This window comes from Bifidobacterium stellenboschense (assembly GCF_000741785.1).
In the GTDB taxonomy this organism is placed as follows: domain Bacteria; phylum Actinomycetota; class Actinomycetes; order Actinomycetales; family Bifidobacteriaceae; genus Bifidobacterium; species Bifidobacterium stellenboschense.
On record NZ_JGZP01000016.1, the window covers coordinates 23,599 to 43,487 of the forward strand.

A 19,889-nucleotide genomic window follows, 5' to 3' on the forward strand; every position below is an offset into this window, starting at 1 on the left:
CGCGGCGGTAGACTGTCGGTCAGTACGTCCCCATTTCCCGCGACGGGAGCCTGTGACAGGACGCCCGTGAGGATGCCGTAAAGGAGCCATCGTGACCGATTCCGCGCATATTCTGGTGATCGACAACTATGATTCGTTCGTCTACACGATCGTCGGCTATCTGAAGACGCTCGGCGCGACCGTGGACGTGGTGCGCAACGACGCCGTCGATCCGCACGACGAGCACGTGACCGACGGCTACGACGGCGTACTCATCAGCCCCGGCCCCGGTGCCCCCGCCGATTCCGGCGCCAGCGAGGACATGATTCGACTGTGCGCCAAGCAGGGCAAACCGATGTTCGGCGTGTGCCTCGGACTGCAGGCGCTCGCCGAAGTGTATGGCGCCACCGTCGACCATGCGCCGACGATCATGCACGGCAAGACGAGCCTCGTCGAGCATGTCGATGATGAGATCTTCGCGGGCGTTGCGAACCCGATGACCGCGACCCGCTATCATTCGCTCGCCGTCGAGCCGGATTCCGTGCCGGACACGCTCGAAGTGACCGCGTGGACGCAGGGCGACCACATCGTGCAGGGCATCCGCGTGAAGGGCAAGCCGATGTTCGCGGTCCAGTTCCACCCCGAATCGGTGATGACGCAGGACGGCTACCGCCTGCTCGCCAACTGGCTGGCCGTCTGCGGCCAGACCAGCGCCGTGGCCAACGCCCAAGGCCTCCAGCCCAAAGTAGTGAAGTAACGGCCCGTTGTGCTCCCGCTGGCGGGAGCTGTCCCGCGAAGCGGGACTGAGGATGGTTGGATGGGTTGTCGTGGACCACCCCCAGTCGGCCTGCGGCCGACAGCCCCCGCCAGCGGGGGCACGGGTACACGTAAGCCTATCTACGCGCCAGCCCCGCTGGCGGCCGCACGGGAATATCGCATCGGCCGACGGCCGATTCCATTTCCGTTGGCCTACGGCCGATGTCTCTCCCTCTCCCGTCGAATCACTGGTTGCTGGAGTTGGAACCGGTGGTGCCGGAACCGTTTTCGCCGGAGTCATCCGAATCGGAACCCGAGCTGGAGCCCTGCGTGGTGAGCGTAATCGTCGCGCCCTTCTCGGCCTGACCGGCCTGCGGGTTCTGTGCGGTCACCTTGTCATTCGTGCCGGTCGAACCGGACTGCGCGACGGTGAAGCCGAGCGCCTCCAGCTGGGCCTTCGCGGAGGAGTACGTCTGGCCGGTCACGTTGGGCACCGTCACCTGCTCCTTGCCTCTCGACACGACGATCGTGACCGCGGAGCCTTGGGCGACGGACGAGCCCGAACCCGGGTTGACGCTCATCACCGTGCCGGCGGCGATCGTGTCCGAATACTCCTCGGTGATCGTCACCGTGAAGCCGAGCGATTGCAGCGTGGAGGTGGCCGCGTCCTTGTTCTGGCCGACGATGCCGTCCGGGATCTTCGTCATGCCGGAGGAGACGAACAGCTGGATTGCGGTGCCCTTCGGCTGCGAGGTGCCGGCCGCCGGATCGGTGCGCGTCACGTCGTTCTGGTCGATGTCGGCGCTGTCTTCGGTCTGCACGTTGGCCATGACCTTGAAGCCGGCCTTCTCCAGCGTGGCCTTCGCCTCCGACTGCGACATGCCCTTCACATCGGGCACGGTCGTGCTCTGCGGGCCCGAGGAGAACCACACCTTCACGGTGGAGCCCTTGCGCGCCTTCTCGCCGCCCTTCGGGCTCTGCTTGGTGAACGTGCCCTCCGGTTCGGTCGAATCGTTGTCGACCATCGCTTGGAACTGGAATCCGGCTGCCTCGATCGTCGACTTGGCGCGGTCCTTCGTCATCGCGGAGGTGATCGTCGGCACGGTCGCGGTCTGCGTGGCCGCCTTCTCGCCGCCCATCGCGAAGAACACGGCGATGAGGATCGCGACGACGACGAGGCCGCCGATCACCGAACCGATGATGATCTGCTTCTTGCGTTTCGCCTTCGCGGCCGCCTCGCGCTGCGCGGCGCGCGTGCGGGCCGCCGCGGCGGCGGTCTGCTGGCCCGCGCCGACGTTCGCCGGCACGCGGTCGAACTGGCCGGTCACCGGGTTGAACGCCTGCGTCGAGTTCTTGTCGTTCGGGTTGAGCGGCACGGTGGCGGCGTCCTGCTCGGCCTGCTTGCGCGCCTTCATGTTCGCCAGATCGGTGAGCGGGTTGAACGCGGCGGCCACCGGCACGCCGCCGTTCATGTACGTGAGGATGTCGTTCTTGAAGTCGGCGGCCGTCGCGTAGCGGTTCTGACGGTCCTTCGCCATCGCCTTCGCGCAGATCGAATCCCACATCTTCGGCAGTCCCGGCACGACGGCGCTCGGCGGCGTCGCCACTTCGGAGACGTGCTGGTAGGCGATCGCCACCGCCGAATCGCCGGTGAACGGCGGACGGCCGGTGAGCATCTCGTACAGCACGCAGCCGGCCGAATACAGGTCGGAGCGCATGTCGACGGTCTCGCCGCGCGCCTGCTCGGGGGAGAGGTACTGCGCGGTGCCGACCACGCCCTGCGACTGGGTCATCGTGGCGGCGGAGTCGTCGAGCGCGCGGGCGATGCCGAAGTCCATGACCTTGACCATGCCCTGCTCGGAGATCATGATGTTGCCGGGCTTGATGTCGCGGTGGATGACGCCCATGCGGTGCGAGTATTCGAGCGCGTTGAGCACGCCGAGCATCACCTGTTCGGCGTCGCGCTGGCTCAGGGCGCCGTTCACGCGGATGATGTCGCGCAGCGTCTGGCCCTTCACATACTCCATGACGAGGTACGGCAGGCGCTCCGCCTGACCGTTGTCGCCCATCACCGTCTCTTCGCCGGAATCGTAGATGTTGACGATGTTCGGGTTGTTCATCTGCGCGACCGAATGCGCCTCGCGGCGGAACCGCTTGAGGAAGATCTCGTCGTTGGCGAGGTCGGCGCGCATGATCTTGATGGCGACGGTGCGTCCCAGTCGCGTGTCCGTGGCGACGTGCACCTCGGCCATGCCGCCGCGGCCGACCAGCTGTCCCAGCTGGTAGCGGCCCTGGGCGAGAGAAGAGGGCATGTTGCTCATTGCTGCTCCTTCCAATGCGCTTGGCGGTCCGTGCCGTCGGCACGCCTGTCAGGCGTCGAGACGAGGGGGATGTGCGGGGTGCTGGAGATCCTGCGCGGCAGGCGCCGCCCCGTGATGATGGTGGAGTCGTTGAGTTCGGTCTGCTGGTCGAGCAGACGGCGTTCGATGCGCGCGAGCGTGCGAGAGACGACGAGCGCGTCCTTCGGGCGGTCGAGCGGGTCCTTGGCGAGCATCGACATGACGAATTCGCGTAGCTGCACGTCGATGTCCGCGGGAAGCGGCGGCACCGGGTCGTTCACGTGCGCGGCGGCGATGTCGACGGGCGTCGCGCCGGTGAACGGGCGGTGCCCGCACAGGCCCTCGTAGGCGACCACGCCGAGCGAGTAGATGTCCGATTGGGGCGTGGCCTGCTGGCCCTGCGCCTGTTCGGGGGAGATGTACTGGGCGGTGCCGACGACCATGCCGTCCTGCGTGATCTGCTCCTGGTTGGTGGAGTAGGAGACGCCGAAGTCGGTGATCTTCACTTCGCCGTTGTCCGCGACCATGATGTTCGCGGGCTTCACGTCGCGGTGGATCACGCCGTGGCTGTGCGCGACGAACAGGCCGCGCGCGGTCTGGATGAGGATCGGCAGCAGTTCGAGCGGGTCCATGGCGCCCTTCTCGTGGAAGATGTCCGCCAGGGATTTCGACGGCACGTACTCCATGATGAGGAACCCGATGCCGTCATGCTCGTAGTATTCGAACAGCGCGGCGATGTTCGGGTGCGCGAGGTTCGCGGAATTGTGCGCCTCGGCGCGAAGCCTGCGCAGTTTCGCCTCCGCGTTCGTCAGGTCGGATCGCAGCGCCTTGATGGCGACCGGCCGGCCGAGCTGGATGTCCCAGCCTTTCCACACTTCGCCCATGCCGCCCTTCGCGATGCGCGAGTCGAGGCGGTATCGGCGATGGATGAGCTGTCCTTCGATCAGTTTCATTGCTTGAGCGCCTCCTCGAGTACGGAACGGAAGATCGGGCCGGCGGAGGTGATGCCGTAGCCGGTGGTGTTGTGGACGACGACGGCGATCGCGATCTTCGGATCGTCGGCGGGGGCGAAGCCCATCACCCATGCGTCGATCGCGCTGTTGTCGGCGCCGATCTGCGCGGTGCCGGTCTTCGCCGCCACGCTCACGCCGTCCGGGGCGAGCGTCGGGGAATCCTTCGTGACGACCGCCTGCATCATCTGCGTGAGCTTGTTCGCCGTGTCCGAGCTGAACGGTTCGGACATCGTCGAGGCCTTCGTCTCGGACAATACGGACAGGTCGCTGGCGCGCACGCGGTCGACGAGCGTGGGCCGTATCAGCGTGCCGTCGTTCGCGATCGCGGCGGCGATCATCGCGTTCTGCAGCGGCGTTTCGGTGACGTCGCCCTGGCCGATCGAGGCGAGCGCGAGCTTGTCGTCGGTCATCGACGTCGGGAAGTTCGAGGCGACGGCCTTCGACGGCGATCCGGTTGAGTCGGTGCCGTCCACGACGATCGAGCTGCCGAAGCCGAGCTTCGTGGCCATGTCGGCGATCTTGTCCTCGCCGAGCGCGACGCCGAGCTGCGCGAACGCCGTGTTCGACGAGTAGGCGAGGGCGTCCTCGAAGCTGATCGTGCCGTTCGAGCCGTTCGCCTGGTATTCGACGTTGGTGAGGTTCGTGACCGTGCCGGGCAGCGTGTAGCTCGCACCGGCCGGGATCTGCGTGTCCGTCTGGTACTGGCCGGTCTCCAGCGCGGTGGCCGCGACGACCGTCTTGAACGTCGATCCGGGCGGGAACAGCTGGCTGGTCGCGTTGTTGAGCATCGGATTGTTCGGATCCTGCGTGAGCTCCGCGTAGTTCTTGGTCAGCGTCTTGCCGTCATGCGTGGCGAGCACGTTCGGATCGTAGCTGGGCGTCGACACCATCGCGAGGATGCGGCCGGTCTTCGGTTCGATCGCGACGACCGAGCCGGACTGGTTGCCGAGCGCGTTGTACGCGACCTGCTGGAGGCCCGTGCTGATCGACGTCTCGATGTTCGCGCCCTTGTTCTCGGACCCGGTGAGCGTCGACTTGATGCGCTGCCAGAACAGGCTGTCCGATTCGCCGGAGAGCAACGAGTTGCGCGACGCCTCGATGCCGCGGTCGGCGCGCTGGCTGATCGAGAAGTAGCCGGTCACGGGCGCGTACAGCGGGCCGTTCGAGTAGGAGCGCTGGTATTTGAACGCGTCGTTCGACGGGTCGGACTTCGCGAGCACCGTGCCGTCGGCGGCGAGGATCGAGCCGCGCGGCGCGCCGAACTCATGGTAGAAGGCGCGCGAGTTGCGCGTGTCCGAGTTGAGTTCGGTCGCGCGGATCGCGGTGATGATCGTCGTGGAGAGGCCGAGGATCGTGAACAGCACGATCACGGCGGTGAACAGTTGGCGCAGCGTCTTGTTCATCGGGCGCCTCCCCTGCGCGCGTGGGTGCCGGCGTGCCGCGGCAGCGCCTCGGTCTCCGCCTCGACGCGCGGCGCCTGACTGGTGTCGTCGATTGGCTCGTCGATCTCGTAGGCGAACGCGCCTTCCGGCTGGTAGGCGCCGTGGCGGCCGCGGCGCGCGTTGCGGCGTTCGCGCTCCGCGTCGGCCTCGTCGGCCGCGGCGCGCTCCGCCTGGCGCTCCTTCAACTCGTGGTCGCGCAGCACGGCCATCGCCTCGTACTGGAACGTCTCCGAATCGGTGTCCGGCGCGGGCTTGTTCGCCGCGTTCGAGATGATGAGCAGCAGCGTCGCGAGGATGTAGTTCGCGATGAGCGATGAGCCGCCTGCCGCCATGTACGGCAGGGTGAGGCCGGTCAGGGGGATGACGAGCGTGATGCCGCCGACCACGGTGAACACCTGGAACGCCATCGTGAACACGAGACCGGAGGCGAGCAGCTTGCCGAATCCGTCCTTGATCTTCATCGCGGTGATGAAGCCGGAGGCGATGATGACGACGTACAGCACGAGCACGCCCATGCAGCCGACGAGTCCCAGCTCCTCGCCGACGGAGGCGTAGATGTAGTCGGAGTTCGCGAACGGGGTGATGTTCGGATGCCCCTGGCCGAGTCCGGTGCCGAGCAGGCCGCCGGAGGCGAGGCCGAACAGGCCGGTCACGATCTGGTAGGAGCCGCCGTACGCGCGGTTGTACAGCTCGTTGTCGAACGGATGCAGCCAGGCGTCCACGCGGGCGCCCACATGGCTGAACACGCTCGCGGAGAGCACGGCGCCCGCGGCGAACGCGATGAAGCCGATGACGATCCAGCTCAGACGGCCGGTCGCCACGTACAGCATCGAGACGAACATCGCGAAGAACATGAGCGAGGTGCCGAGGTCGTGCTGCATGATGAGCACGCCCATCGAAGCCACCCACACGATGATGATCGGGCCGAGGTCCTTGATGCGCGGCAGCTGCAGGCCGAGAATCTTCTTGCCGCCGACGGCCAGCTGGTCGCGGTGGTCGAACAGGTAGGCGGCGAAGAAGAACGCGAGGAACAGCTTCGCGAACTCGCCCGGCTGGATCTGCCCGATGCCGGGGATGCGGATCCAGATGCGCGCGCCGTTGATCTCCTGGCCGAGACCGGGCAGCATCGGGGAGAGCAGCAGCACGAGGCCCACCACCATGCTCACGTAGGAGAACCGGCGCAGCACGCGGTAGTCCTTGAGTCCGATGACGAGCGCCGCGCACAGCACGACCGCGACGCATACGAACATAATCTGGCGCAGGCCGGTCGACGTCTCGTTCTCATGGTCGATGCGCGCGATCATCAGCACGCCGATGCCGGTGAGCAGCAGCACGCACGGCTGGATCACCTGGCTCGCATACGGCTGGAACCGGTCCACGAGGATCCAGAACACGAGGGAGAGCGCGACGGCCACGCCCAGCGCGACCAAGTACTCCTGCGGGAAGGAGCCGTCGATACGGTAGAACATCTGATAGAACGCGACGCCGCAGATCGCGAGCGATGCCAGCAGCAGCGCGATCTGTCGCAGACGGAGGGCGATCATTGCTGGGATCCGCCTTCCTTCTCCATCGTCTTCAACTCGTCGCGGATGAGCTTGACATGATCCTGCGCCTCGCCGAGGCTGTCGCGCACGATGCCCTGCTTGAGCTCGGTGCGCCACGTGGACGGCAGCTTGCTCACCTGGATCGACGTGCGCTCCACCTCATGCGACAGTTCGAAGCCCGCGAGGTTCGTGGGCACGCCCTGATAGATCGCGACGACGCCGTCCGCCTCGCCGACGTAGTACTTCGACTGGCTGTAGCGGTACGCGCCGAACAGGCCGCCCGCGATCGCCGCGAGCAGCGCGATCACCACGATGACGACGACCACGCGGCGGCGCTTGCGACGCCCGTGCTCGGTCTTGCGCTTCTCGACCTGCTCCTCGCGGATCGCCTGCCTGACGGCCGGATCGTTCGGATCGGTGGTGACTTCGCCGTCGCTTTTCTTGACGACCGGGATTTCGCCCGTATCCGGGTTCCTGCGTTCGCCCGCCTCATCGCGCACGATGGACGGCTGCGCGACGCGCGGCGTCTCGTCCTGCGCCTGCGGGGCGTTCGCGGAGGCCGCGTCGTGCGCCTCCTGCGTGAGCGCGGCGGCGCGACGGGCCGGAGAGCCGTCGTCGCGCAGCGCGGGCGCCGTCGCGACCGGCTCGTTGACGATGTCGGCGAGCGGTTCGAGGCTCGCGCTTGCCGCGCCGCCGACGAGCGGCGTCTGCTGCGGCAGCGCGAACGCGTGCGCGTCGAGCGCGAGCGTCGCGTCGCCGATCACGGCGGTCACATTGTCGGTGCTGCCGGCGCGCAACGCCATCGCGACGAGACGCTGGGCACATTCGGCCGGGTCGGACAGTTCCGTCATCGTCTCGCAGATCGTGGAATCCTCGAGCACGCCGCACAGGCCGTCGGAGCACAGCATCCAACGGTCGGCCGGATGCGCCTTGAGGATCGCGATGTCCGGATGCGGGTCGATGTCGAAATCGCCGAGCACGCGCATCACGACGTTGCGCTGCGGATGGTTCTTCGCCTCGGACGGCGTGATGCGGCCCGTGTCGATGAGATGCTGGACGTAGCTGTGGTCCTGCGTGGCGCGGCTGAGCACGCCGTCGCGCAGCAGGTAGGCGCGGGAGTCGCCGATGTGCGCGAGCACCCACCAGCCGTTGACGAGCGCCACGGCGGTCACCGTGGTGCCCATGCCGGCGAGCTTGCGTTCGCGGCGGGCCTTGCCGACGATCGCGTCGTGCGCGGCCATCACCGACGTCTCCATCATCGACGCGATGGCGGCGACGTCGTCGGTCACGTCGTCGCGTTCGATGTGCGCGAGCGAGCGGATGGCGATCGTCGAGGCGGTGTCGCCGCCCGCATGGCCGCCCATGCCGTCGCAGATCGCGATGAAATGCTCGCCGGCGAACGAGGAATCCTGGTTGTTCGCGCGCACCGTGCCCACGTCGGAGACGGTGGTCGAGCACAGGAAGAGCTTCTGGTCGGCGGTGTCGGCGGTGGCCGCGCGATCGGTCTCGGCGCGCTCGTCGGCGTCGTTGATCGTGTCGCCGATCGTGTCGCCGTCGAACAGCTCGTGGCTGGCGGCGGTGCCGTGCAGGACCGACGCGATCGTGTCGCCGTCATCGTCGTAGTCGTCGTGCGCGGCGGCGTTCACGACGAGCGGCGTCGTGGTCTCGACGTCGCTCGCGTTGACGTGCAGCGCCTGCGTGGCCTGCGCGTCCTGATCGGCGCGCGCGGACGGTTCCGCGGCGGCGTGCTGCGGCATCGGCGTGGTGGGCGACTGGTCGGCGGATCCTGTCATGGATGCATCACCTCAGCTCGAAGGTAGTGGCGCCGATGCGCACGGGCACACGGGCGGGAAGTACGGTTGGCACGGTCAGGCGCTGGTTGTTGACGACGGTTCCGTTCGTGGAACCGAGATCCTCGATCGCCCACTGGCCGGAATGTGGATCGGCGTACACGCGGGCGTGATGCGAGGAGACGAATTCGTCGTCGAGCACGACCGTGTTCGACGCGGCGCGGCCGAGCGTGATCGCCTCGCCGGTCAACGGCACCGACGAACCCGCCAACGGGCCGTCGATGATGACCAGCAGCGACGGACCCTGCGCCGCCGCAGGACGCTGCTGCACGGGCGCGGAAGCGCGTTGGCTACGGCGCGGCGATTCGCCGGCGGGGGAGGAGGGCGCCACGACGGGAGCGCCGCCCGTCACCGGAACGGCGGGGGCGGCGGCCTTGCGGGCGGCGTGGCGCTCCTTGCGGCGACGCGAACGCGAGGGACGCGGACTGAAGGACTCGATGTCCTTGTGCAAAGAACGCACGGCCAGCCATACGAACACCCACAGCAGGATCAGGAATCCATACTTGAGCAGTGCGAATGTCAGTTCGGTCATGCGGTTTCGACCTTACTCTCTACGGGCCTGCACGGGTTTCACGCCGTGGGGCGCGTCACTCCTGCTCCTGGGAGGAGGCCCAGTAGAGGATGCGCGTGCGGCCGATCGTGATGGTGTTGCCGTCCAGCAGCGTGGCGGCGGGCACCTGATGGCCTTCGACGTACGTGCCGTTCGTGGAACCGAGATCGCGGGCGATCACGCCGTTCGGGGTGATGTCGATCTCGAGATGCTTGCGGGAGATGCCCGGGTCGTCGATGACGATGTCGCAGCCGGAGCCGCGGCCCAGGATCGTCTTCTCCTTGGTGAGCAGGTACTGGCTGCCGTTGATCTCCAGCAGCGGGCTGTCCTGGTTCTGGTCGTTCGTGGTGACCGGTACCGCGTTGCCCTGCACCGAGGCGGAGGTCAGCTTGAAGCTGCCCTTGCTCAGGTCGAGGTCCTCCTCGAAGATCACGACCACCGGGCCGACGAACGCGTAGTGCTGGGTGCGCGCGTAGTTCGTCAGGTTGTCGGCCAGCTCGTCGGCGAGGGTCTCGCTGCCCCACTGTTCGATGCGGTCGAAGTCGGGCGTGCTCAGCTTGAAGCGGTATTCGTTCGGGGCGACCGTGCGGTCGCGGCCCACGGGCATGGCCTCGTTGTCGATCTCGCGCTCAAGTGCGCTGGACAAATCGACGGGCTGCAGGTCCTTGGAGCCGAACTTCGAGAACACTCCGTTCACTGCGCCTTCCACGCTTTTCTCAAAACGGTCGAGAACGCTCATAGTCATCCCTTTCTATCCTTGACTAGTGTACGCATGGGTTGGAACGGGCCATATTTCACGCGTCGATACTTGCAAAAGCAACAAATCACGGCGTGTTCCGGCGCGTGTCCCGCATCGTTTTAGGGCCGATTCCCCACCCAGTGCCCACTCACCTTCCTCCTCGCCCTGCCGACGGGGGCGTCGGCGGAGGACGGACGGCCAAGGATCTCGCCCCCGCTGGCGGGGGCTGTCGGCGGAGCCGACTGGGGGTGGTCTCGCGCGTGGCGACGGGGGTTGCCGTCGACCACCCTCCGGCACTGCGTGCCACCTCCCGCCAGCGGGAGGAAGCAGACGTCCCGCGATTTGGCCTCCGTTAGCGGGGGGTTGTCGGCGGAGCCGGGCAGATAAGAACCTTGCCCCCGCTGGCGGGGGCTGTCGGCGGAGCCGACTGGGGGTGGTTCCGCGGAGCGGCAACGGGCCCCGGTGGTCAGTCGTCCGGCCTTCCGCGCGAGTACGGGTATCGTGGCCCGTATGAGTGTTATCGATGAGTTCCCCCGCGCGAAGGCGCGCACCCTGCGGTTCACCTGCGGAGCCCCGCGATCCGCCACGGTGATCGGCGACGGTTCCGAAGCCCTGTTCCTCCGCTCCGACGGCCCCGAGGATCTGGTGACCGCCCTGTGGCTCAGCTGGTTCGACGCGGACGGCCGTCATCACGAGACGAAGCTCGCCGACCCGCGCGACCTGCTCGGCGCGCACGCGGACAGCGAGGACGTGCCAGCCGAGGAGAAGGCCCGCCGCGAACGCGCCCGCGAAGGCGGCGCCGGCATCGTCTCCTATTCGGTGTGCGCCGACGGCGACCGCGTCGTGTTCACCATCAACGGCCGTCTGTATCTCACCGAAATCGACTGGAACGACGAGACGCCGGAAGATGACGGAACCGGCGACAGCGCGGCCCGATACGGCCATGCGTCCGCGCCGGACGTCGTCACGCGCGGCCATGCCGTTGCGCCGGACGTCGTCACGCGCGAACTCGCCGGCGCATGGCTCGCCGAGGATCCGGCGCTGTACACGCCGGTGCTCAACCCGCGCATCAGCCCGGACGGCGACCACGTGCTGTACACCACCGGCGAACGGCTCATGCTCGTCGACATCGGCGACTGGCCGGACGACAACGAATCCCGCTCCCGCCAGCGGGAGGAAGAGGCCGATTCCCGCTCCCGCTGGCGGGAGCTGTCGGCGGAGCCGACTGAGGGTGGTTATGAGGATGACGACTACGAGCCGCTCGACGACCGTGTGACCGCGATCTATGGTGTTTCCGTCGAGGATGAGGACGGCAATCCTGCCGAGAACACGTGGCGGATCGGCCTCGCCGAATTCGTCGCCGGCGAGGAGATGGACCGCTACGACGGCTTCTGGTGGGCGCCCGATTCGCATCATGTGCTCTTCGAATCCTTCGACACCGCCGACGAACCCGTCTGGTACATCTCCGATCCCGCCGACCCGGAACAGCCGGCCGCGGGCCGCCGCTACCCGCGCGCACTCACCCGCAACGCCGACGTCTACCTGACCGCGCTCACGCTCGACTTCGACGCGGACGGACGCTACACGGGCATCCTCGCGAACGCCGACATCGATTGGGACAGCGAATCCTACGAATACGTGGCCGCCGTGCGTTGGACGCGCGGCCACGACCCGATCGTGCTCGTCCAGAACCGCCGTCAGACGCGTGACCAGGTGCTCCAGATCACGGTCGCGCGCCCGACCGCCGACCATCCGTTCGGCTCCACCCACGTGATGGAGGAGCATGCGAACGACCAGTGGATCGACCTCGTCGCCGGAACGCCCGCGCTCACGCCCGACGGACGGCTCGTCAGCGCGTGGAACGACATGGACGGCGACACGAACCGGCTCACTGTCGACGGCCACGCGTTCACGCCGCTCGGCTGGAACGTGCGCACCGTGCTCGATGTGACCGACGACGACGTGCTCGCCGTCGTCCAGCGCGACGCCCGCAGCTTCGACGTGGTGAGCCTCGGCTACGACGGTTCGGCGACGCCGGTCACGACGACGCCCGGCGTGTGGACCGCGTCGCGCGCCGCCCGCGGCATCGTCGTCTCCGGCCGCGACATGGACCACGCGCACGCGTTGATGGCCCATAACGGGCAGGGCATCGCGAACCACGCGGCCGAACCTGGATTCACGCCGAACGTGACGTTCACGCGGCTCGGCGAGCATCGCCTGTACACGGCGATCGTCGCGCCGAGCGCCGGAAGCCCGTACGCGCGCGCCGAGAAGCTGCCCGTGCTGATGAAGCCGTACGGCGGCCCCGGATTCCAGCAGGTCGTCGACGCGCAGTCCTTCTACTGGGACGCGCAATGGTGGGCCGACCAAGGCTTCCTCGTCGTCACCGCGGACGGCCGCGGCACCACCGGCCGCGGACCGCGCTGGGACCGCGAGATCTTCGAGAACATGAAGGACGTGACCCTCGCCGACCAGATCGAGGCCGTGCGCGCCCTGCCCGACGCCGTCGCCGCGCTCAACGCGGACGCCGATTCCCGCTCCCGCCAGCGGGAGGAAGAGGACGTGTCCCGCGATTCCCGCTCCCGCCGGCGGGAGCTGTCGGCGGAGCCGACTGAGGGTGGTCTCGTTCGGTCGTACATCCCCGTGCCGGACCTCGACAGGGTGGCGATGATCGGGTGGTCGTACGGCGGGTTCCTTTCCGCGCTCGCCGTGCTCGACGCGCCCGACGTGTTCGCCGCCGCGTGCGCCGGCGCGCCGCCCACCGACTGGACGCTCTACGACACCCACTACACCGAGCGGTATCTCGGTCTCGACCCGGCCGTGTACGAACGCAACTCGATCATCGCGGATGCGCCGAAACTGAGCCGCCCGCTCATGCTCATCCACGGGTTCGCCGACGACAACGTGACCATCGCGCACAGTCTGCGCCTCTCCCAGGCGCTGATGGCCGCCGGACGCCCGCATACGTTCCTCCCGCTCACCGGCATCACCCATATGACCAACGACGAGACCGTCGCCGAGAACCTGCTCACGCTGCAGCGCGACTTCCTCAAGGACGCGCTCGCGTAACGCCGCGAAGGTCGCGTAGGATGGGCGGCATGACGCAGCTGAACATGATCGACGAACGCCGATACGCCGAGACGATGCGCGGCACCGTGATTCCCGCGTTGGAGGCGTGCCGCGACGAAGGCTGGTTCGACCCGTCGGCCGCCGAGCGGGCCGCCGGGCTCGAACCGTTGCCCGGCAACATGGACACCGGCGGCCGTTCCGGCCAGCTGCACTACCTGTGCTACGACGCGGCCAAGTTCGATGCCCAGCGGGAGGCCGGCGCCACCGCCGCCTTCCGCGGCGCGATCGTCATCAGCCACGGGTTCACCGAGTTCGCCGAGAAATACGACGAGCTCGTCTGGTATTTCCTGCTCGCCGGCTACTCGGTGTGCGTGCTCGACCATCGCGGGCACGGCAAGTCCGCGCGCGACGTCGACAATCCGTGCCTCGTGTGGATCGACGACTGGCGGCGGTACGTCGCCGACCTCGCCGGATTCGCCGAGACGATCGGACAGTCGTATGCGGACGGCCGCCCGCTCAACCTGTTCTGTCATTCGATGGGCGGCGGCATCGGCGCGGCCGTGCTGGAACGCTACCCGTCGCTGTTCGACCGGGCCGTGCTGTCCGCGCCGATGATCGCGCCGCAGACCGGCATGGCGATGTGGCTGGCGCGCGCGCTCGTCGGCGCGCTGTGCGCGTGCGGATTGGGACGCCACCGCGTGTTCGGGCAGAAGGACTTCGACGGCGTGCTCGACCTGGGCCCGTACCAGCTGTCGAGCGAGCCGCGCGAACGCTGGTATCATCAGCTGCGCTGCGACAATCCCGAGTATCAGACGTACTGCGCCTCGTTCGAATGGGTGCGGCAGGCGATGCACATGAACCGCGCCGTGCTCAACCCGGCCGCGTGCGCCGAGATCGAGACGCCGATCCTGCTGTTCCAGTGCGGGCACGACATCTGGGTGCGCAACCAGCCGCAGACCGAGTTCGTGCGCCGCGTCAAGGACGGTTCCGGCCAGGCGACTCTCGTGCATCTGCCTGATTCGGAGCATGAGGTGTTCTCGATGCCGAACAAGGTCTACGAGCCGTATCTGGAGCGGATCCTTGCCTTCTACGGCGAGAAGGTGTTGGCCGAAGACTAGTGGCGGCAAAGCCGGCTACGTAGGCGGGTGTAGTTTTTCATCCATTGTTCACCTTGATGTCGCTTGGCGGTCCCGGTGACGAAAGAACCGCGTTCGACAATGGAACCATGGATAAGAAAGTTGGGTTTCGCCGTCGAATCGCCGCAGCGGCGGCAGTGATCTGCGCCGCCGCCATGATGCTCACCGGATGCGCGTCGGGCGGCAACGGATCGAATGGTTCGGGCAACGGTTCCGCCCCCGCCGGCGCCTCATCGACGAGCAACAGCGGCACCACGCAGACGTTCAAGCCCGGTTCCGGCTCGGCGGGCGACATCCGCATCGCCTCCGGCTCCGAGAACAAGGAGGTGGCCGACGCGATCCAGAAGGCCGCCGACGAGTCCGGTGTGACCGTGACCGTCGACTACATGGGTTCGCTCGACATCATGAACGTGCTCGAATCCGGCGCGGCCGAATACGACGCCGTCTGGCCCGCCTCATCGATGTGGATCTCGATGGGCGACACCAAGCATCTCGTCAAGGACGCGCAGAGCACGTCCACCACGCCGATCGTGTTCGGCATCGCGAAGAAGAAGGCCGAACAGCTCGGCTGGGCGGACTCCTCCGGCAAGACGAAGGCCGTCTCCACCGCCGACGTGCTCGCCAAAGTGCAGAGCGGCGACCTCAAGTTCTCGATGACCTCCGCCACGCAGTCCAACTCGGGTGCCTCCGCATACCTCGCGTTCATGACCGCGCTGCGCGGCGGCACCGGCCCGATCACCGACTCCGACCTCTCCGACAGCTCGCTCACCTCGTCGGTCGCGCAACTGCTCAAGGGCGTCGACCGCTCCTCCGGCTCCTCCGACTGGTTGAAGGACATGGTCGTCGCCAGCCCCGACCGCTTCGACTCGATGGTCAACTACGAGTCGCTCGTCATCCAGGCCGACAAGACGCTCACCAAGAACGGCCATGATCCGCTCCTCACCATCTACCCGTCCGATGGCATCGCGGTGTCCGATTCGCCACTCGGCTACGTGGACCGCGGCCAGGCCTCCGGCAAGCGCAAGGCGTACGACGCGTTCGCGAAGGCGCTGCGCTCCAAGGACTCCAAGCTCGAATTCGAGCGCGCGGGCCGCCGCACCGGACTCGGCGGCGCCCTCACCTACGCCTCCGACGGCGAGGTCAGGCAGTCGTTCCGCGCCGAATGGGGCATCAACACGGACGCGAGCACCCTCAAGGCGATCCCGCTGCCTACCGCGAAGACCATCACCAAGGCGCTCGACGTGTACCAGACCGCGCTGCGCAAGCCCAGCTGGACCGTGTGGGTCGTCGACTACTCCGGTTCGATGAGCGGCGACGGCAAGAACGGCGTCGTCAAGGGCCTCAACGCGGCGCTCGACCCGAACGAATCCGCGAAGGCGCACATCCAGCCCGCCGGCAACGACGTCAACATCCTCATCCCGTTCGAAAGCGCCCCGCACGATCCGGTCCGCGCCGACGGCGCCAACACCGGCGGCCTGCTCAACACTGCCAACGCGACCGCGGCCGACGGCGGCACCGACATCTACGCGGGCCTCGAAGCCGCGTATAAGCAGCTGCCGGCCGACGCTCAGAAGAACGACTACACGACCGCGATCGTGCTGATGACCGACGGCCGTTCCGAGGTCAGCAACCGTGACGCCGCGCTCGCCCAGTACAAGGACTCCAAGCTCGACGTGCCGATCTTCTCGATCATGTTCGGCGACGCCGACTCCGCGCAGCTCGACCCGATCGCGAAGATGTCGAACGCGAAGGTGTTCGACGGCCGCACCGGCGACCTCGCCGACGTGTTCCGCACCGTCAAGGGATTCAACTGATGCTCCAGATCATCTGCGGAATCATCGCCGGCGGCGTGCTCGCCGCGCTCGGCTTCGCCGTATCCGGCGGCGGCTTCGTCGGACTCATCGTCTCCCTGTTGCTCGCCGCGCTCGGCTACGTCGCCGGGTCGACGCTCACCGAGCCGGAGAGGCGCATCGGACACATGCTTGCCAGCGCGCTGCCCAACGGGCAGAAGGCCGCCGACGCGATCGACGCCGCCAACTCGCGCCTCAACGCGATCGCCATGCTCACGCGGCAGGTGAACGACCCGCAGGTGAAGGCGGAGGCGGACGATTTCGTCGCCGCGACGCGCAGCCTCGTCGACTACGTCGCCAAGGACACGTCCGCGTATCAGATCCTGCGCCACTACATCACCGTGTACGGCGAACAGACGCAGAAACTGCTGCGCTCCTACGTGGATGTCGAATCGTCCGGCGCACGGGACCAGACCGAGAAGGCGAGAGTGGAGACCATCGAGGCGCTGCAGGTGCTGGAACGCACCGCGGCCGGCGAACTGAGCCGCGCCGTCAGCTCGAAGACGCTCGGCATCGCCGCCGACTCCGACGCGATCCAACGCCTCGCCAGCATGGACGGCTACCAGACCGCGGCGCCCTCCGGGCCGGGAACCACCCTCAGTCGGCCTGCGGCCGACAGCTCCCGCCAGCGGGAGCAAGATAGCGCGGCCTCCTTCTCCACTCCGGCTTACGGGGAGCAGGATAGTGCGGTTTCCTTCTCCACCCCGGTTCGGCGGGAGCGGGATGGTGCGGTTTCCTTCTCCACCCCCGCTGGCGGGGGTCGGCAGGCTCCGCATGCCGGGGGGTGGTCCGGCGAGTCATCAGAGCAGCCAGAGCAGAAAGTCGAATCACAACAATGAAACTGTCGAAATCGAAGATCATCGGATTGGTGGCGCTGCTCGCCATCGTCGCCATCATCGGCGGCACGCTCGTCTGGCGGCAGGCGCAGCCCAAGCCGGCCGCACCCGTCGAAACGGTGAAGGTGAACGGCTACCTCGGCGGCGAGAAAATCGGACTGTTCGACGATCCGGCCTTCCAGAAGGCCGCCGCCGCGCAGGGCATCAGCATCGACTACCGCAAGGCCGGCAGTCTCGCGATGATGACCTCGGACATGAAGGGTATGGACTACCTGTTCCCCTCCTCCCGCGCCGCCGTCGAATACGGCGCGGACAAGGGTGTGAAGGCCGCGCAGAGCGACATCGTGTTCAACTCGCCGATCGTGCTGTACACGCACAAGGCCGTCGCCGACGGACTCGTCTCCGGCGGACTGATGAGCAAAAACAAGGACGGCGTCTACTCGATGGACATGGCCAAGGCCGTCGACGCGATGATCCACGACAAGACGTGGGCGGACGTCGGCTACACGGCCGGCTACGGGCAGTTCCGCATCGACTCCACCGACCCGGTCCAATCGAACTCCGGCAACGAGTACGCGGCGCTCATCGCCAACGTGCTCAACGGCGGACAGCCCGCCACCACCGACTCGCTCGCCCGCGACAAGGAGACCATCAAGTCGATCTTCGCGAAATCCGGATGGATGGAGACCTCCTCCGAGGACTCGTTCAACCAGTTCCTCACGCTCGGCGTCGGGTCCAAGCCGATGATGGTCGGCTACGAATCGCAGATCCTCGACCTTGCCGCCAACCAGCCGGACGCGTTCAAGCAAATCAAGGACGACGTGGTCATCGTCTACCCGACGCCCACCGTGTGGAGCACGCACACGCTCATGGCGCTCGACAAGAAGGGGGAGAAGCTGCTCACCGTGCTCAAATCGCCCGCGATCCAGAAGCTCGCCTGGGAGAAGCATGGGTTCCGTGCAGCCAACTTCACCGGCACCGACTCGATCAAACGCTTCAAGGTGAACGGCACGCTCGACCAGATTCCCGCCGTCTCCGAACTGCCCCGCAACAACGCCATGCAGGAGCTGATCGAGGCGCTCAAAGGAGTGACGCCGCAGCCGCAGTGACGCTGTAACGGACTCCAAGGCCCCCTCTGACGGGACAACGCCGTGAAGCGAATGCCGGAGGCATTCGTAGGCGGTGTGTGAGCCGACAGGCGAGCCGATGTCAGGTCGGGCCGTAGGCCCGTCCTCAATTGCGGACGGGCTCCCGCGAAGCGGGTGGGGGAGAGACCTGCTCCCGCTGGCGGGAGCTGTCAGCCGCAGGCTGACTGAGGGTGGTTCCCGCCAGCCCCAATCGCCACTCATAACTCACCCAACAGACCACCCCCAGTCGACTACCGTCGACAGCCCCCGCCAGCGGGGGCGGGAACCCCGCGTCGTGACTTTCCCGCCCATTCGCTCGCGACAGCCCCCGCCAGCGGGGGCGGGGCCGTGCGATAGCCGCTATCCGGGACGGAACTTGTACCGAAAGGAACCAAACATCATGGCAAAACAGATTTCACTCGCCGACCTCTCCGGCGGCAACACGGTCACGAATCCCGCGCTCGCCGGGCTGAACGGCCCCGGCGATGCCGCCGCGAACGGCGAACTCGTCCCCACCGCCGCGCAGGCCGTCGCCGACGCGCGGCAGCTCACCCCCGACCAGCAGATCGCGAAGCTGCCGCCCGCCGACCAGCAGGCCGTCGCGCAGCTGGCCGACCAGATCGACTTCACACGCACCGGCATCGAATCCAGCTACGGCAAGGACGCGCAGCGCGCCACCAGCACGTTCGCCGACGAAATCCTCTCCGAAACCCGTTCGAAGGACACCGGCGAGGCGGGCGAACTGCTCGGCACGATGCTCGTCACCATCGACGAGGCCGAACTCGGCGGATTCCGCAAGATTCCGATCATCGGCCAGGTCGCCGTCTCCATCGACAAGCTGCGCCGTCGCTACCAGAAGGTCGACTCGCAGATCGACGAGATCATCACCAAGCTGGAAGCCGCGCAGGCGCGTCTCGTCGCCGACATCTCCATGTACAACACGATGTACGAGCAGAACGCGCAGCAGTACCGCGAACTCAAGATCACCGTGCTCGCCGGCAAGAAGGCGCTCGCTGACTTCCGTGCGACGCAGCTGCCCGCGCTCGAAGCGGAGGCGGCGAAGAGCGGCGACCCGATGCAGGCGCAGCTGCTCAAGGACTTCAAGGCGAAGCTCGACCGGTTCGAGAAGCGCCTCGACGACCTCGACCGCATCTCCGTCGTCACGTTGCAGACCGCGCCGCAGATCAAGATCATCCAGAACGCGGATCAGACCATCGTCGACAAGATCGACACGACCATCTCCACGACGATCCCGGTGTGGAAGTCGCAGATGGTGATCGCGCTCGGCCTGTCCAACCAGCGCAAGGCGCTCGACCTGCAGAACAAGGCCGACGATGTGACCAACAAGCTGCTGCAGCGCAACGCGGCCGCCCTGCACAAGGGCGCGGTGGACGCGGAGAAGGCGAACCAGCGGTCCGTGGTGGAGATCGAGACGCTGGAGAAGATCAACTCGGAGCTCATCGCCACGCTGAAGGAGACCGTGCAGATCCAGCGTCAGGGCAAGGCGAACCGCGAGGCCGCGCAAATCAAGATGCGTCAGATCGAATCCGACCTCAAGACCGCCCTCCTCGAAAACGCCCAAGCCATGTGACCCGTCACCGGCCCCCTTGCCTCCCCTGCCTCCCTCTGACGAGGGAGGTGGCACGCGAAGCGTGACGG

12 protein-coding genes and 3 pseudogenes are annotated in these 19,889 nt (G+C 67.1%); 8 read left to right on the forward strand and 7 right to left on the reverse strand.

The annotated features are described in order from the left end of the window. Positions 1-91: 91 nt before the first annotated feature. The gene (locus tag BSTEL_RS08275) at positions 92-736 is read left to right on the forward strand and encodes an anthranilate synthase component II (RefSeq protein WP_034529464.1); all 645 of its coding nucleotides are present in this window, start codon (positions 92-94) and stop codon (positions 734-736) included. A 244-nt stretch (positions 737-980) separates the two neighbouring features. Here the strand turns inward: BSTEL_RS08275 and pknB are convergent, their stop codons facing one another. From pknB to BSTEL_RS08310, 7 genes and pseudogenes are all read right to left on the reverse strand, one after another. Next, on the reverse strand, positions 981-3,056 hold the full coding sequence (gene pknB, locus BSTEL_RS08280) for a Stk1 family PASTA domain-containing Ser/Thr kinase (RefSeq protein ID WP_420796402.1): 2,076 nt from the start codon (positions 3,054-3,056) through the stop codon (positions 981-983). After that, positions 3,053-4,027, reverse strand: coding sequence for a serine/threonine-protein kinase (locus BSTEL_RS08285; RefSeq protein ID WP_051922985.1), 975 nt, complete (start codon positions 4,025-4,027; stop codon positions 3,053-3,055). Before BSTEL_RS08285 ends, pknB begins: the two co-directional genes overlap by 4 nt. After that, a complete protein-coding gene (locus BSTEL_RS08290; protein ID WP_034529467.1) occupies positions 4,024-5,490 on the reverse strand; it encodes a peptidoglycan D,D-transpeptidase FtsI family protein in 1,467 nt (488 codons plus the stop codon). The genes BSTEL_RS08285 and BSTEL_RS08290 overlap by 4 nt, the downstream gene beginning before the upstream one ends. Then, positions 5,487-7,073: an FtsW/RodA/SpoVE family cell cycle protein gene (locus tag BSTEL_RS08295; protein ID WP_084686207.1), complete on the reverse strand. Its 1,587-nt coding sequence runs from the start codon at positions 7,071-7,073 to the stop codon at positions 5,487-5,489. The genes BSTEL_RS08290 and BSTEL_RS08295 overlap by 4 nt, the downstream gene beginning before the upstream one ends. 355 nt (positions 7,074-7,428) lie before the next feature. Beyond that, positions 7,429-8,866: pseudogene (locus BSTEL_RS08300) on the reverse strand (PP2C family protein-serine/threonine phosphatase); the annotation flags it as partial. A 7-nt stretch (positions 8,867-8,873) separates the two neighbouring features. Then, positions 8,874-9,455 (reverse strand): FHA domain-containing protein FhaB/FipA, encoded by a 582-nt coding sequence (locus BSTEL_RS08305; RefSeq protein WP_034529469.1) that lies wholly within the window; start codon positions 9,453-9,455, stop codon positions 8,874-8,876. Positions 9,456-9,510: 55 nt separating this feature from the next. Next, complete coding sequence (locus BSTEL_RS08310) at positions 9,511-10,212, reverse strand: FhaA domain-containing protein (RefSeq protein ID WP_034529472.1); 702 nt, start codon at positions 10,210-10,212, stop codon at positions 9,511-9,513. 510 nt (positions 10,213-10,722) lie between these two features. Between BSTEL_RS08310 and BSTEL_RS13040 the strand changes: the two are divergent. The 7 genes and pseudogenes from BSTEL_RS13040 to BSTEL_RS08345 form a co-directional block, all read left to right on the forward strand. Then, a pseudogene (locus tag BSTEL_RS13040) lies at positions 10,723-11,349 on the forward strand (peptidase); the annotation flags it as partial. Positions 11,350-11,478: 129 nt separating this feature from the next. Then, a pseudogene (locus BSTEL_RS08315) lies at positions 11,479-13,281 on the forward strand (prolyl oligopeptidase family serine peptidase); the annotation flags it as partial. A gap of 20 nt (positions 13,282-13,301) precedes the next feature. Then, positions 13,302-14,399, forward strand: a complete 1,098-nt coding sequence (locus BSTEL_RS08320; protein ID WP_034529483.1) for an alpha/beta fold hydrolase — start codon at positions 13,302-13,304, stop codon at positions 14,397-14,399. A 107-nt stretch (positions 14,400-14,506) separates the two neighbouring features. Then, the gene (locus BSTEL_RS08325; protein WP_034529487.1) at positions 14,507-16,231 is read left to right on the forward strand and encodes a substrate-binding domain-containing protein; all 1,725 of its coding nucleotides are present in this window, start codon (positions 14,507-14,509) and stop codon (positions 16,229-16,231) included. Continuing rightward, complete coding sequence (locus BSTEL_RS08330) at positions 16,231-17,106, forward strand: hypothetical protein (protein WP_238567674.1); 876 nt, start codon at positions 16,231-16,233, stop codon at positions 17,104-17,106. The genes BSTEL_RS08325 and BSTEL_RS08330 overlap by 1 nt, the downstream gene beginning before the upstream one ends. Next, entirely contained in the window at positions 17,103-18,212 is a 1,110-nt protein-coding gene (locus BSTEL_RS11870; protein ID WP_084686208.1) for a substrate-binding domain-containing protein, read from the forward strand. The genes BSTEL_RS08330 and BSTEL_RS11870 overlap by 4 nt, the downstream gene beginning before the upstream one ends. Before the next feature lie 418 nt (positions 18,213-18,630). Next, positions 18,631-19,821, forward strand: coding sequence for a toxic anion resistance protein (locus tag BSTEL_RS08345; protein ID WP_238567675.1), 1,191 nt, complete (start codon positions 18,631-18,633; stop codon positions 19,819-19,821). Positions 19,822-19,889: the final 68 nt, after the last annotated feature.

Excerpts from the sequence above, each read along its gene's own strand:
- pknB (WP_420796402.1), bottom strand. The coding sequence starts at position 3,056 with ATGAGCAACATGCCCTCTTCTCTCGCCCAGGGCCGCTACCAGCTGGGA.
- BSTEL_RS08285 (WP_051922985.1), bottom strand. The coding sequence starts at position 4,027 with ATGAAACTGATCGAAGGACAGCTCATCCATCGCCGATACCGCCTCGAC.
- BSTEL_RS08290 (WP_034529467.1), bottom strand. The coding sequence starts at position 5,490 with ATGAACAAGACGCTGCGCCAACTGTTCACCGCCGTGATCGTGCTGTTC.
- BSTEL_RS08295 (WP_084686207.1), bottom strand. The coding sequence starts at position 7,073 with ATGATCGCCCTCCGTCTGCGACAGATCGCGCTGCTGCTGGCATCGCTC.
- BSTEL_RS08305 (WP_034529469.1), bottom strand. The coding sequence starts at position 9,455 with ATGACCGAACTGACATTCGCACTGCTCAAGTATGGATTCCTGATCCTG.
- BSTEL_RS08310 (WP_034529472.1), bottom strand. The coding sequence starts at position 10,212 with ATGAGCGTTCTCGACCGTTTTGAGAAAAGCGTGGAAGGCGCAGTGAAC.
- BSTEL_RS08320 (WP_034529483.1), top strand. The coding sequence starts at position 13,302 with ATGGGCGGCATGACGCAGCTGAACATGATCGACGAACGCCGATACGCC.
- BSTEL_RS08325 (WP_034529487.1), top strand. The coding sequence starts at position 14,507 with ATGGATAAGAAAGTTGGGTTTCGCCGTCGAATCGCCGCAGCGGCGGCA.
- BSTEL_RS08330 (WP_238567674.1), top strand. The coding sequence starts at position 16,231 with ATGCTCCAGATCATCTGCGGAATCATCGCCGGCGGCGTGCTCGCCGCG.
- BSTEL_RS11870 (WP_084686208.1), top strand. The coding sequence starts at position 17,103 with ATGAAACTGTCGAAATCGAAGATCATCGGATTGGTGGCGCTGCTCGCC.
- BSTEL_RS08345 (WP_238567675.1), top strand. The coding sequence starts at position 18,631 with ATGGCAAAACAGATTTCACTCGCCGACCTCTCCGGCGGCAACACGGTC.